Origin of the sequence: Porphyrobacter sp. HT-58-2 (assembly GCF_002952215.1) — a bacterium.
Taxonomy (GTDB): domain Bacteria; phylum Pseudomonadota; class Alphaproteobacteria; order Sphingomonadales; family Sphingomonadaceae; genus Erythrobacter.
In genome coordinates this window covers 2,320,971-2,334,384 of record NZ_CP022600.1, presented here as the reverse complement: position 1 = coordinate 2,334,384, position 13,414 = coordinate 2,320,971, and the positions used below count along the sequence as shown (strand labels likewise).

At 64.8% G+C, this 13,414-nt stretch carries 14 protein-coding genes; 5 read left to right on the top strand and 9 right to left on the bottom strand.

Annotated features, from left to right (window positions below; translation table 11 throughout):
* Positions 1–5: 5 nt before the first annotated feature.
* The 3 genes from CHX26_RS11000 to radA are packed head-to-tail and all read right to left on the bottom strand — an operon-like array spanning position 6 to position 2,370.
* Positions 6–449 carry an iron-sulfur cluster assembly scaffold protein gene (locus CHX26_RS11000; protein ID WP_172449797.1) on the bottom strand — a complete coding sequence of 148 codons (444 nt, stop codon included), beginning with the start codon at positions 447–449 and terminating at the stop codon, positions 6–8.
* Positions 446–991 carry a CvpA family protein gene (locus CHX26_RS10995; protein ID WP_104942402.1) on the bottom strand — a complete coding sequence of 182 codons (546 nt, stop codon included), beginning with the start codon at positions 989–991 and terminating at the stop codon, positions 446–448. Before CHX26_RS10995 ends, CHX26_RS11000 begins: the two co-directional genes overlap by 4 nt.
* A gap of 11 nt (positions 992–1,002) precedes the next feature.
* A complete protein-coding gene (gene radA, locus CHX26_RS10990) occupies positions 1,003–2,370 on the bottom strand; it encodes a DNA repair protein RadA (protein WP_104942401.1) in 1,368 nt (455 codons plus the stop codon).
* Positions 2,371–2,443: 73 nt separating this feature from the next.
* On the opposite strand from radA, the gene CHX26_RS10985 reads away from it, so the two are divergent.
* The gene (locus CHX26_RS10985; protein ID WP_104942400.1) at positions 2,444–4,753 is read left to right on the top strand and encodes a patatin-like protein; all 2,310 of its coding nucleotides are present in this window, start codon (positions 2,444–2,446) and stop codon (positions 4,751–4,753) included.
* Here CHX26_RS10985 and CHX26_RS10980 read toward each other — a convergent pair.
* From CHX26_RS10980 to dnaK, 3 genes are all read right to left on the bottom strand, one after another.
* Complete coding sequence (locus tag CHX26_RS10980; RefSeq protein ID WP_104942399.1) at positions 4,750–5,370, bottom strand: DUF6445 family protein; 621 nt, start codon at positions 5,368–5,370, stop codon at positions 4,750–4,752. The two genes, CHX26_RS10985 and CHX26_RS10980, sit on opposite strands and share 4 nt — an antisense overlap.
* Positions 5,371–5,374: 4 nt before the next feature.
* Complete coding sequence (gene dnaJ, locus CHX26_RS10975) at positions 5,375–6,532, bottom strand: molecular chaperone DnaJ (RefSeq protein ID WP_104942398.1); 1,158 nt, start codon at positions 6,530–6,532, stop codon at positions 5,375–5,377.
* Between the two features lie 91 nt (positions 6,533–6,623).
* Positions 6,624–8,543: a molecular chaperone DnaK gene (gene dnaK, locus CHX26_RS10970; RefSeq protein WP_104942397.1), complete on the bottom strand. Its 1,920-nt coding sequence runs from the start codon at positions 8,541–8,543 to the stop codon at positions 6,624–6,626.
* 201 nt (positions 8,544–8,744) lie between these two features.
* Here dnaK and CHX26_RS10965 point away from each other — a divergent pair, with 201 nt between their 5' ends.
* Both CHX26_RS10965 and CHX26_RS10960 read left to right on the top strand, forming a co-directional pair.
* On the top strand, positions 8,745–9,215 hold the full coding sequence (locus CHX26_RS10965; RefSeq protein WP_104942396.1) for a copper chaperone PCu(A)C: 471 nt from the start codon (positions 8,745–8,747) through the stop codon (positions 9,213–9,215).
* Between the two features lie 8 nt (positions 9,216–9,223).
* Positions 9,224–9,745 carry a vgr related protein gene (locus CHX26_RS10960; RefSeq protein WP_233997348.1) on the top strand — a complete coding sequence of 174 codons (522 nt, stop codon included), beginning with the start codon at positions 9,224–9,226 and terminating at the stop codon, positions 9,743–9,745.
* On the opposite strand, the gene CHX26_RS10955 is transcribed toward CHX26_RS10960, so the two are convergent.
* Positions 9,742–10,317 carry a nucleotide exchange factor GrpE gene (locus CHX26_RS10955; protein ID WP_104943387.1) on the bottom strand — a complete coding sequence of 192 codons (576 nt, stop codon included), beginning with the start codon at positions 10,315–10,317 and terminating at the stop codon, positions 9,742–9,744. The two genes, CHX26_RS10960 and CHX26_RS10955, sit on opposite strands and share 4 nt — an antisense overlap.
* 18 nt (positions 10,318–10,335) lie before the next feature.
* Complete coding sequence (gene hrcA / locus CHX26_RS10950; RefSeq protein WP_104942395.1) at positions 10,336–11,379, bottom strand: heat-inducible transcriptional repressor HrcA; 1,044 nt, start codon at positions 11,377–11,379, stop codon at positions 10,336–10,338.
* Between the two features lie 78 nt (positions 11,380–11,457).
* On the opposite strand from hrcA, the gene rph reads away from it, so the two are divergent.
* Both rph and rdgB read left to right on the top strand, forming a co-directional pair.
* A complete protein-coding gene (gene rph / locus CHX26_RS10945) occupies positions 11,458–12,171 on the top strand; it encodes a ribonuclease PH (protein WP_104942394.1) in 714 nt (237 codons plus the stop codon).
* Entirely contained in the window at positions 12,168–12,797 is a 630-nt protein-coding gene (gene rdgB, locus CHX26_RS10940) for an RdgB/HAM1 family non-canonical purine NTP pyrophosphatase (RefSeq protein ID WP_104942393.1), read from the top strand. The genes rph and rdgB overlap by 4 nt, the downstream gene beginning before the upstream one ends.
* Before the next feature lies 1 nt (position 12,798).
* Here the strand turns inward: rdgB and CHX26_RS10935 are convergent, their stop codons facing one another.
* A complete protein-coding gene (locus CHX26_RS10935) occupies positions 12,799–13,344 on the bottom strand; it encodes a CAP domain-containing protein (RefSeq protein WP_104942392.1) in 546 nt (181 codons plus the stop codon).
* Positions 13,345–13,414 lie beyond the last annotated feature (70 nt).

Here is a 13,414-nt window from a genome sequence, read left to right as displayed (position 1 = left end):
TAGCCTCAGGCCGTGCCGCTTGAAAGCGCCCGCGCGGCCGCATTCCACGGCAATAGTAGCGCCCCGTGACGGCCGGGGTGAAGCAGCGCCGGGGCCAGCGCGTCAAGGCCAGGCCAGTCGGGCAGGTCGCCCTCGCCCGCCAGCCATGCAGCAAGGCCGTCTGCAGTCTGCCTCAGCCTGGCCGGTTCCGCGCCGTGGGCTGCCTGCGCAAGCAGCGCCGCCGAAGCCTGTCCGACCGCGCAGGCGCTGACCTGCATTCCGATCTGCGCAATCCGCCCGTCGTCACCCAGCGCGAGGCCGAGTGTGATAACGCTACCGCAGCTGCGCGAACGTGCTTCGGCCTGCAGGGGCAAGCTCTCGTCGAAAGGGAAAGCAGCCAGTTGCGTTGCGAGCGCCAGAAGTTGCGGCGAATAAAGCCTCACTGCACCCGCTTTGTTGGTGGTGTTCACTTCGCGAACTTGGCCGCCGCGGCCTCTCGACGGTCGCTCTCTCGGCGAAGCTGGTCGCGCCTTGCGCCGATCGCGGGGAGAAGCTGCCGCGAAAAGGCATCGGCCGCCGGATAGGTGCGCGCCGTGGTGATCCAGTTCGGTCGGCCCTTGTAGCCCCAGCTGTCATCGAACCCGGTCACCAGCAGGGCAAAGGCGAAGATCGCAATCAGTGCGCCCTTGACCGCACCAAAACCAAAACCCAGAACGCGGTCGATCGGGCCGAGGATCGCCCCCTCGGATGCGCCGCTGGCGTTGCCGATGATGACCTTCATCGCGGCGTAGGGGATCAGCAGCAGCAGGGCGATTGCCAGGAGCGAGACTGCCGGTTCGGCCGTGTAGACCATGCGCAGTCCCTTGATCAGCCAGGGGTGCATGAAATGCACGGCGAAGGCCGCCATCACCCAGGACGCCAGACTCAGCACCTCCTGCACGAGCCCGCGCATGAAGCCGCCGATTGCAGCGACGCCGACAATGATGGCGATGATGATATCGAGACCGGCCATGTCCGGCAGGATTATGCGCTGCCCATCACCTGGTCAACGACGTTCGCAAGTGCGGCAAGCCCGCGATAATCGGCACCCTTGTCACCGGAGGCCGCTCCTGCCGGGCCATAGCATCGGGCAAAGCCCAGCTTGGCCGCTTCACGCAGGCGCAAGGGCGCATGGGCGACAGGTCGAATCTCGCCGGCCAGACTGACCTCGCCAAACCATGCCGTCTTGTCGGGTAGCGGCCGGTCGGCAAGGGCGGAAACCAGAGCGGCGGCGACCGCGAGATCGGCGGCCGGATCCGTCAGGCGATAGCCGCCGGCGATGTTGAGGTAGACCTCGGCGGAGGAAAAGTTCAGCCCGCAGCGCGATTCGAGCACCGCCAGCAGCATCGCCAGACGCCCGGAATCCCAGCCAACCACCGCCCGGCGCGGGGTCGCGCCCGATTGCAGGCGCACGATCAGCGCCTGAATCTCGACCAGCACCGGGCGCGTGCCTTCCAGCGCGGGAAACACCGCGCTCCCCGCCAGCGGCGTCTCGCGGCCAGACAGGAACAGCAGCGAGGGGTTGGCGACCTCCTCCAGCCCCTCGGTCGCCATGGCGAAGACGCCGATCTCGTCCACCGCGCCAAAGCGGTTCTTGAGCGCGCGCAGAATACGGTACTGGTGCGAACGCTCGCCCTCGAAGCTCATCACCACGTCGACCATGTGCTCGAGCACGCGCGGCCCCGCGATGGTGCCGTCCTTGGTGACGTGGCCAACCAGCACCAGCGCGCAGCCGCTTTCCTTGGCATAGCGGATCAACTCCAGCGCGCAGCCGCGCACCTGGCTGACGGTGCCGGGCGCGCCCTCAATGGTGTCGGAATGCATCGTCTGGATTGAATCGATTACCAGCAGCGCTGGCGGCGCGCCCTGTCCCAGCGTTGTCAGAATATCACGCACCGAGGTTTCGGACGCGAGCCGGATCGGCGCGTCGGCCACGCCCATTCTGGCCGCGCGCAGCCGCACCTGTCCGGCGGCTTCCTCGCCGCTGACGTAAACCACATCGTTCCCGCCGCGTGCGATTGTCGCTGCGGTTTGAAGCAGCAGGGTCGACTTGCCGATGCCGGGATCGCCGCCCAAGAGCACCGCGCTCCCCGGCACAAGGCCACCGCCCAAAGCGCGGTCAAATTCGGCAAGGCCGGTGGACTTCCTCACCGGCAGCTGCGTGGGGGCATTGAGCGGCTCGAACGCCACTGCCCGCCCGCCGCTCGACAGGTCATGCTTCTGCGAAAAGACGGTCGCCGGTACGTCTTCGACCAGCGTGTTCCACTGCCCGCAATCGGCGCATTGGCCCTGCCAGCGGTAGGATACCGACCCGCATTCCTGACACACGTAACGGCGTTTCGATTTTGCCATGGCCACGCGCCATATCGAGAACAGATGACGAACGCAATTGCATTGCGCATCTCTTCCCCGCTAGACAGGGCAGATGCGGCAGAAGGAACTTCGCCTCGCTCTGGTGTGCTACGGCGGTGTCAGCCTTGCGGTCTACATGCACGGCATCACCAAGGAAGTCTGGCACCTTGCCCGCGCCAGCAGGGCCTTGCACCATCCTGCTGCTGTCCGGCTTGACGGGGCGGCCGAAGCCTATCGCGACTTTCTGGCAGCGATCGAGCGGGATCGCGGCCTCAGGCTAAGGGTGCTGCCCGATATTCTCACCGGGGCGAGTGCCGGGGGGATCAACGCGGTATTCCTGGCTCAGGCCGTGCATGCCGGGCATAGCCTTGAACCGCTCACCGATCTGTGGCTTTCCAATGCCGATGTCTCGGCACTGACCGATCCCAAGGCCGAGCCGATGTGGCGCTTTGCCAAGTTCTGGGCGCAGCCAATCGCGGAATGGTTCTTGCGGCGACCGGGCAATGTGGTGAGCGCGACGGTCTCGCCCGAAACCCGCAAGGAAGTGCGACGCAAGGTCTCGCGCTTTGTGCGTGGACGCTGGTTTGCCCCGCCGTTTTCGGGCAGCCGCTTTTCGGGAATGCTCCACGAAGCCCTGGTCAGAATGGAAGCCGAGGGCGATGGCGAGCCCCTGTTGCCGCCCGGCTATCCGGTCGATCTGATCGTGACTGCCACCGATTTTCGCGGTCACCCGGAAACCTTGCGTCTCAATTCCCCGCTTGAGGTCGAGGAAACCGAACACCGTCTGCCGATCAGGTTCCGCAGCCGGGTAGGCGATGGGGATGCGCTGGGTGACCGGCTCGAACTGGTGCTCGCCGCTCGCGCAACAGCGAGCTTTCCGGGAGCCTTCCCGCCGCTGACCTTGGCCGAGATCGATCAGCTCGCCGCAGCCGAGGGGGAACAGTGGGCAAGCCGGGAGAGCTTCCTTGCACGCACAATGCCGACCCATGTTGCGCGCGGCAGCCTGGACGAGGTGGCGCTGATTGACGGCGCGGTGCTCGTCAATGCGCCCTTCGGCGCCGCGCTTGATGCGCTGCATGGCCGCCCGGCCCAACGCGAAGTCGACCGGCGGTTTGTCTATCTCGACCCGCGCCCCGATGGATCAGGCCCTGCCCCCGGCACGCGCACACGCGACGTCGGTTTCTTCGGCGCGATCTTCGGTTCGCTGTCCACGATCCCGCGCGAACAGCCGATCCGTGACGATCTGGAGCGCATCGCCCAGCAATCGCGTGATGCGGCGCGGCAGAAACGCATCGTCATGGAACTGCAGGGCGACATCGACCGCGCGGTGGAAAAGCTGTTCGGCTACACCTTCCTGCTGGATCGCCCTACCCCGCGGCGCCTTGCGGGGTGGCGGGCCAAGGCACAGCAGGCCGCCGCCGAGCGCGCCGGCTATGCCTTCGGTTCCTATGCCCTCACCAAGTTCGAGGGGATCATCGAACAGCTTGCCACCCTCACCTTGAGAGCTGCCGGGCAATCGCAGGCTGATCCGCTGCCGCTGCAACGCGCGCTGAGGTGCGAGCTGGAAGCGCGAGGGCTTGAGCAGCTGACGGGAAAGCAGGGCGGCGCCCACGCCGAGGCCATCACCTTCTTCCGCGCCCATGACACTGGCTTCCGCATCCGCCGCCTGCAACTGCTCGCGCGCAGATTGTCACGTGACTGGGAGCTTGATCCCGAGATCCCCGAGGATGCGCTCGACCGGGCGCGTGATCGGCTTTACGCCATTCTCGCGCTTTACAACCGCGCGGACGAAGGCGTGCTGCGTTCCGCCCGCTTTGCCGAGCTGGCGCGTGATGGCCTGCGCGCGCCGGGTGCGGTGCTGGATTTCCTCGCAACCCAGCGCCTGCTGCCCGCGACCGATCTTGCCGCCGAGGAAATGCTGATCGACGCGCTGGAGGATATGCCCAAGCTGCTCAAGCGGCGGATGCTGCTGACCTATCTTGGCTTTCCGTTCTATGATGTCGCCACGCTTACGCTGTCACGGCGCGCAGGCTTCGATGAATTCAACCCGGTGAAGATCGACCGCATCTCTCCCGATGACGCCCGTTCGATCCGCGAAGGCGGCACGGCGGCGACCTTGCGCGGGATCGAGTTTTACAATTTCGGCGCCTTTTTCAGCCGTGACTATCGTGAAAATGATTACCTGTGGGGCAGGCTGCACGGGGCTGAGCGGATGATCGACATTATTGCCTCGACCGTGCCGGGCGGCATTGCTGGCGGGACCGTAAGAGCCGCCAAGCGCGCGCTGTTTCTCGCGGTGCTGGAGGAAGAGGAAATCGCGGGGCGTTGTCAGCGCGATCTGATCGACCAGATCCGGCTCGAAGTCGGGGCGCGGATGGGTTAGCGCACCGGCCCGAAAAACAGCAGCATCACCAGCCGTGCATCTTCCGGCGTCGTGCCGAAGCCTGGTGCAGCGTCGTGGAACTGCCAGGGCGAGAACAGCAGCAGCCGGTTGAACCGCGCCGGAATGCGCAGCATGCGCTCCCACTTGGCCGGGCTGGTCGTATCCTTGTTGACCACGTCCTCCACCAGGGCGTTGATATCCGAATAACCGGAGGCAGCGATCCGGGCCGGGTCTTGCGGCACGGCTTCCAGCCCGGTGCGCTTGTGGCGAAAGAAATCGGTGCCGCCAGCCTGCGGTTTGGCGCAATCTTCCGGACGCGAAAGATAAAGGATGCCCGAATAGGCCGCCGGGTCGATATGCACCCCGCTTTTTCCCTTCGCGCCTTTCGTCGTCAGGCGGCAATGGCCATGCTGCGTACCGGGCGCCGGGCCAAGCCTGATGCCAAGCAGGCGCGAGACCGCATCATCGACCGCGGCGGTATCGAGCGCGGTCGAGGAATTCAGCCCCGGAAAATTGCCGTATTGCCGTGCTGGATCATATTCCAGCCCCAGCGCAGCGCGCCGCGCCGCGTAAGGATCGGCGAGAAAGTCGTCGATGATGAGAAGCGAGGGAAGCACCGCTCTAGCCGCCGAACACATCCTTGAGCTTGTCGAAGAAGCCGCGGCTTTCGGGGCATTCATCGCCCGTTTCGGTGGCCTTGAACTCCTCCAGCAGCTCCTTCTGGCGGCGACTAAGCTTGGTCGGGGTTTCAACCACGATTTCCGCGACCAGATCGCCCCGTCCGCGCCCTTGCAGCACCGGCATGCCCGCGCCGCGAATGCGCAATTGCTTGCCCGACTGGATGCCTGCGGGGATCTCAAGCCGGTTGGTTGAGCCGTCGAGATCGGGGATTTCAACGCAGCCGCCAAGTGCTGCCGTAGTGAAGCTGACCGGTACGCGTGTAGCGAGCGTCGTACCTTCACGCTCGAACACCGGATGCGGTTTGACGTGGAGGAAGATATAAAGATCGCCCGCCGGTGCGCCGCGTTGCCCTGCCTCGCCCTTGCCGGATAGGCGGATGCGCGTGCCGGTATCGACGCCAGCGGGGATGTCGACCTTCAAGGTCTGGGCCTTGTCCACCCGGCCCTCGCCCCGGCACGCACGGCAGGGGTTCTCGATCACCGTGCCGCGCCCCGAACAGGTGGGGCAGGGGCGTTCGATCACGAACAGGCCCTGCTTGGCGCGCACCGTGCCCATGCCGTGGCACAGATTGCACTGGCGTTCCGAGGTGCCGGGCGTGGCGCCGGTGCCGTCGCAGGTGTCGCAAACCTGGCTGACCTCGATCTCGATCTCGGTCGACTTGCCGTGGAAGGCCTCTTCGAGGCTCACCTGCATGTCATAGCGCAGATCCGCACCGCGACGGGTCTGCTGGCGCTGAGCGCCGCCGCCGCCAAAGGCACCGCCGAAAATCGTTTCGAAGATGTCGCCGATATCGGCAAAGCCGTCCGCGCCCCGGCCGCCAAAGCCGCCGCCGAACGGCCCGCCTCCCCCGCCCCCGTTCATGCCCTGCGTGAAGGCTTCGTGGCCATAGCGGTCATAGGCCGCGCGCTTTTGCGGGTCCTTGAGGCAATCATAGGCCTCGTTGATCGCCTTGAACTTGGCCTCGCACGTCGCATCGCCCGGATTGCGGTCCGGGTGATATTTCATGGCGAGCTTGCGATAGGCGCTCTTGAGTGTCGCGCCGTCGGCATCGCGCGTGACTTCGAGCGTTTCGTAATAATCAATCTGGGTGCTGGACATGATGCTGACCTAATCCCCGTGGCCAGTCGCCGCTGGTATGCCGGAAAGGGGAACCGGACACACCAGCGACGCTTGGGATGGCATCGGGGCCTCAGCCCTTCTTGTCTTCGTCAACCTCGGAGAACTCAGCGTCGACGACGTCTTCTTCGGGGGCCTGTTCCTCAGACGGAGCATCACCTTCCGGCCCGGCGGCTTGCTGGGCTTCGTAGATCTGCTGACCCATCTTCATCGCCGACTGCGTCAGCGCCTGCGCCTTGGCGTTGATGTCATCGGCATCGCCGCCTTCCAGCGCGGTCTTGACCGCTGCGATGGCTTCCTCGACCTCGGTCTTGGTGGCCGCGTCGATCTTCGCGCCATGCTCCTCAAGCTGCTTTTCGGTCGCGTGAACAAGGCTGTCGGCCTGATTGCGCGCTTCCGCCGCCGCCCGGCGCTTTTTGTCTTCCTCGGCGAATTTCTCGGCGTCCTTCACCATCTGATCGATGTCGGCATCGGAAAGACCGCCCGAGGCCTGGATCTTGATGGTCTGCTCCTTGCCGGTGCCTTTGTCCTTGGCGGCCACCGAGACGATGCCGTTGGCATCGATATCGAAGGTCACCTCGATCTGCGGCACGCCGCGCGGGGCGGGGGGAATCCCGATCAGGTCGAAATTGCCGAGCAGCTTGTTGTCCGCCGCCATCTCGCGCTCGCCCTGATAGACCTTGATCGTCACCGCGTTCTGGTTGTCCTCGGCGGTCGAATAGGTCTGGGTCTTCTTGGTCGGGATGGTGGTGTTGCGATCGATCATGCGGGTGAACACGCCGCCCAGCGTCTCGATGCCGAGCGAGAGCGGGGTCACGTCGAGCAGCAGCACGTCCTTGACGTCACCCTGAAGCACGCCCGCCTGAATCGCCGCGCCCATGGCGACGACTTCATCCGGGTTCACGCCGGTGTGGGGCTTGGCGCCAAAGAACTGCTCCACCACTTCGCGCACCTTGGGCATGCGGGTCATGCCGCCAACGAGGATCACCTCGTCGACCTGATCCTTGGTGATACCGGCATCCTTCAACGCCTTCTTGCACGGCTCAAGCGTGCGCTGGATCAGAGCGTCGACCATCTTTTCAAGGTCGGCGCGGGTGATCGTCTCCACAAGGTGCAGCGGCGTGGTGCTGCCGCCTTCCATGCGCGCGGTGATGAAGGGCAGGTTGATCTCGGTCGTGGCCGCGCTCGACAGTTCGATCTTGGCCTTTTCGGCGGCTTCTTTCAGACGCTGAAGGGCGAGCTTGTCGGTCTTGAGATCCATGTTCTCCTTCTTCTTGAAGGAGTCCGCGAGGAATTCCACGATCGCGTTGTCGAAGTCTTCGCCGCCAAGGAACGTATCGCCGTTGGTCGACTTCACTTCGAACACGCCGTCCCCGATTTCGAGGATCGAGACGTCGAAGGTGCCGCCGCCAAGGTCATAGACGGCGATGGTCTTCCCATCGTCCTTGTCCATGCCATAGGCGAGCGCCGCCGCGGTCGGCTCGTTGATGATGCGCAGCACTTCGAGGCCGGCAATCTGGCCGGCATCCTTGGTCGCCTGACGCTGGGCGTCGTTGAAATAGGCAGGCACGGTGATGACGGCCTGCGTCACGGTTTCGCCAAGATAGCTCTCGGCAGTTTCCTTCATCTTCTGGAGGATGAAAGCCGAGACCTGCGAGGGGCTGTAATCTTCGCCGCCCGCGTTGACCCAGGCATCGCCATTCTTGCCCTTGGTGATCTTGTAGGGGACGAGCTCCATGTCCTTCTTGGTCAGCGGATCATCGAAACGACGACCGATCAGACGCTTGATCGCAAACAGGGTGTTGTCGGGATTGGTCACCGCCTGACGCTTGGCAGGCTGGCCGATAAGGCGCTGGCCATCCTTGGTGAAGGCCACGATCGAAGGCGTGGTGCGCGCGCCTTCGGAATTCTCGATCACTTTCGGCTTCCCGCCGTCCATCACGGCGACGCAGGAATTGGTAGTGCCGAGGTCGATACCGATTACTTTACCCATAGTTACCCCATCCATTAGGACATTGTTGGACACCGCCCTTGTGCGCTCCCCGATTGCAGGCAAAGCGCCTTGGCGGCTCGTTTGTGAGCGCGATATAGGAGCGGTTTCGCTTGGCACAAGAGACGCCGCCGCCTAGATTTGCAGAGCATTCCAGCAGGAGACAATCGCGTGAAATTCAATTCTATTGCCCCATGGGCGGCTATGGCTGCACTTGCTCTGCCCGCACTTGTGGCCTGCGCGCCTGATGCGGAAGCGCCCATTGAGGCAGATGCGGCGAAGGAAGCCACCTCGGAGAGCGCGGGGTTGACCGTCAGCAACCCGCGCGTGGTGCTCGCTCCGGTGTCAGGCAATCCGGCTGCGGTCTATTTCGATCTTTCCTACAGCGGCAGTGCGCCCGTAACCCTTACCGGCGTCGCGGTTGAGGGCGCGGGAATGACCATGATCCACGATTACGCCGAAAGCGCCGGGAAGATGGCGATGACGATGGCCGGGCCGGTCAGCCTTGCCGAGGGAACGCCGGTGACCTTTGCGCCGGGCGGCTTGCACGTGATGGCGATGGATCCCGGCAGCGATTTGAAACCGGGAGCAATGGCAAAGGTTACCTTGACCCTGTCTGACGGCACCACCCAGACGGTCGAAGCGCCGGTGCGTGCCGCCGGAGAAGATCGCTGAACGTGCCGCTGGCCGGGCTGGACGAAAGCGTGCGGGCGGGCAGCCCAATCGCTCCGGTCTGCCCGGTCGGCGGCGAGCGGCCCTTGACGATCGGCGAAATCGCGCTGGCCCGGTCAGTGTTTGGCGATGCGATTGATTATGCGCAGGTCACAGTGAAGCGGCGCAAGTTCTTCCCGCTCCACCCACGGGGTGTGACGATGGCACCAATGGGCCACCTCCACTTTCACCCGCTCGCCGCGCATTACTGCGATGATTTTTCAGATTCGCCCCTCGAGCGTCAGGCGCATTTCATCCACGAGATGGTGCATGTGTGGCAGACGCAGACCCGGGGCCGCTGGTACCTTATCACCCGCCGCCATCCGTTCTGCCGCTATGACTATGCCCTGAAGCCGGGCTGGAGCCTTGCGCAATACGGCATCGAGCAGCAGGCCGAAATCGTGCGCCATGCCTTCCTGATGCGCAACGGCATACAGGTGGCAGGAGCGCCCTTGCTCGCCGCTTACGAAGCGATCCTGCCCTTTCAGGCTTAGTCCGGCTTCTTCGCCACTGCCACCATTGCTGCGCGCAGCAGGCGATCCTTGATCATCCAGCCGGACTGCATCTCCGACACCACCGTGCCGGGTTCGTGATCGGTGGTTGGCACTTCGAGCATCGCCTGATGCTGGTTGGGATCGAGCGGCAGGCCGACCGCAGCAATCCGGGTGATGCCATTGGCGGCAAAGACCTTTTCCAGTTCGCGCTGGGTAGCTTCGAGGCCAAAGACGAGCCCTTTCATGGTGTCATCCTCGCGCAGCGACTGCGGGATGGCATCAATCGCACGCGACAGATTGTCGGCAACGCTCAGGATATCACGGGCAAAGCCGGTCGCGGCATAGGCGCGCGCCTCGTCCTTCTCGCGCTCAAGGCGACGGCGCACATTCTGCGTTTCGGCCTGCGCGTAGAGCACGTCCTGCCTGGCAGCTTCCAGATCGCGGCGAAGCGATTCGAGCGCTTCGGCCATCGCATCTTCGCCCGCAGAGCTTCCGCCCTCGCGCAAGTGTTCCGGGACACCCTTCAATTCGTCTTCAACCGCCTGATCCAGCGGCTTTTCATTCTCGGTCATTTCGGTTTGGCTTTCCATTCAAGCGATGAGCTTGCCCAGCGAACGGGCGGTCAAATCCACCATGGGGACTACGCGGGCGTAATTCAACCGGGTCGGTCCGATCACACCCAGCACGCCCACCACCCGCCCTTCACGATCGCGATAGGGCGAGGCAATGACAGACGATCCGGAGAGTGCGAAAAGCCGGTTCTCGCTGCCGATGAAGATGCGCGTCGCCTCGGCCTCGCGTGCTGAATCGAGCAATTCGGCGACCGACTGCTTGTTCTCGAGATCCTCCAGCAGCATTCGTACCCGCTCGATATCGCCGAGCGCTGTTTCATCCAGCAGGTTCGCAGCCCCCCGCACGATCAGCACGGGCCGCGCGGTGGCATCCTCGCTCCAGACGGCAAGGCCGCGCTCGACCAGATCGCGCGAGGCATCGTCGAGCTGCGACTTGCCGGTCGAAATCTCCGCCCGCATCGCCGCCGCAGCCTCGGCCAGCGTGCGGCCCGCAAGCCTTGCGGTGATGTAGTTCGATGCCCGGTCGAGCGCGCCGGGGTTCAATGCGCCGCCAATGGTGAGCACACGGTTCTCGACCCCGCCATCCTCGCCCACCAGCACCGCCAGCGCCCGCCCCTGCCCGAGATCGACGAGGGAAAACTGCGCGAGCCGCTGTTCGCGTGGGGCGACCAGCACCATCCCCGCTGCGCCTGACAGGTCGGATAGAATCGCGGAGGCTTGCTTCAATGCCGCCTCGACCGGTCCGGCATCGGCCAGACGCGCCTCGATCGCGGCCTGTTCCTCGCGCGTCGGTTCGGCAACGCGCATCATCCCGTCGACGAAAATTCTCAGCCCTGCATCGGTCGGCATTCGCCCGGCGCTCGTATGCGGCGCCGCCAAAAGCCCAGCCATCTCCAGATCGGCCAGCACCGAGCGGATCGAGGCGGGCGAGAGGTTCAGCGTGCCGTCCGCCGCCAGCGTCTTAGAGCCGACCGGCTGCCCGCTCTCGATATATTCCTCGACCACGCGACGGAAAATCTCGCGCGCACGCTGGGTCAGTTCGGTGACGGGAAGCGAGGTCATGGCAGCAATCTTAGTCTTTGCGCTTGCCGCGACAAGTGGGCCGCGCCTAATGGCCCCGCACTCACAAAAGGACACCCCATGCGCCCTTCAGGACGCGCGCCCGATGAAATGCGCGCCATCACGATCGAGACCGGTTTCACCCGCCACGCCGAAGGATCGGTGCTGATTGGCTTCGGCGATACCAAGGTTCTCTGCACTGCCAGTGTCGAAAAAGGCGTGCCGCCGTGGCTGCGCGGCAAGGGTGAAGGCTGGGTGACGGGCGAATATTCGATGCTCCCGCGCGCCACGCACACTCGCGGCGCACGCGAAGCGGCCAAGGGCAAGCAATCGGGCCGCACACAGGAAATCCAGCGGCTTATCGGTCGCTCTTTGCGCGCCGTGGTCGATCTCCAGAAGCTCGGCGAGCGGCAGATCACCTTGGATTGCGACGTGATCCAGGCCGATGGCGGCACGCGCACGGCCGCCATTTCCGGCGCGTGGATTGCGCTGCGGCTTGCGGTGAACGGGTTGATGGCCGCAGGCGACATCAAGCACGATCCGATTTCCGCGCAGGTCGCAGGCATTTCCTGCGGAATCTACAAAGGCACGCCGGTGCTCGACCTTGACTATGACGAGGACTCGAACGCCGAGGCCGACGGTAATTTCGTGCTGCTTTCAGGCGGCAAGATCGCCGAGGTGCAGGCCACCGCCGAGGGCGCGACCTATGACGAGGAAGGCCTGCTGCGCCTGCTGCGCCTTGCCCGCATCGGCGCCGACCGCATCTTCGCGGCGCAAGCGGACGCGGTGAAGTGACCAGAAGGCTCGGCTCCGGCAGCCTCGTGATCGCCACGCATAATGCGGGCAAGCTGAAGGAGATTTCGGCGCTGCTCGATCCCTATGGGGTCAAGTGCATCTCCGCCGGATCACTCGGCCTGCCCGAACCGGCCGAGACCGGCACCACCTTTGCCCAGAACGCGCTGATCAAGGCGCGGGCGGCGGCGGAGGCTTCGGGGCTGGCGGCGCTGGCGGATGACAGTGGGCTGTCCGTGGCGGTGCTCAATGACCGTCCCGGCGTCTACACCGCCGACTGGGCCGAGCGGCAGTGGTTCGAAGGCGCCCCGGGCCGCGACTGGTACATGGCGATGGGCAAGGTCGAAGGGATGCTGGCCGAGAAAGGTGCGGACGTGGACCGCTCCGCTGCGTTCCATTGCGTGCTGGCGCTGGCATGGCCGGACGGGGAATATGCCATTTATGAAGGTGCCTGCCACGGCAGCCTGACATGGCCGCCGCGTGGGCAAATGGGCTTCGGCTATGATCCGGTGTTCGTGCCGACAGGCAGCGCGCTGACCTTTGCCGAAATCGCACCGGAGGAAAAGCACGCCATCAGCCACCGCGCCGATGCTTTTGCAAAGCTCGTGGCCGAGCAATTCCCGCGCTAGGTCAGCGCCGCGCCACGTGCTGTGCCGGGTCGATCGGCGCGCCCCAGATATTGCCCGCCGGCCAGTAGCGGCACACCAGCACCTCCTCGGTCGGCGTATGGGCGAGCGCGCAGCCGACTTCGCGGGTCTGCGGCCAGATGATCTGGGTGTAATGTGCAACATCGCTCCAGCGCCCGGTGCGCGAGACATCGGGGAAGTTGCCGGGGCGGAAGTGGCGTTTTTCGGCAAGGAAGAAGCCGATCTTGGTGGCGGCATCCCAATAGCCCCTGGGGCCGCGCCACAGGTTTTCGCCCTGCCCCTTGCGCTGCTCGGGCGAGGCGTGATCATAAAGGTTGTTGCGGGCAAGGTGCCGCGCCCAGCCCGCCGCATCGCGCGCCAGCCTGTCGCTCCACACCAGCGGCGGCAGGCCGACATCGCCCCGCGCGTCATTATGCGGATCGAGCCAGTCGCGCGGATCGGGGTGGTGGTCAGGCGAGGAGGCTTGCGGCAGCGCGGGCGCGGCTGTCATAAGCAGGGCGAGACAGGCAAGACGGGCAATGATGCTCACGGGCGCGGAACCTTCCTTCGGGCGGGGACTATTTGCGCCAAACGATTAAGCGAGGCTGAAAATTCCAACC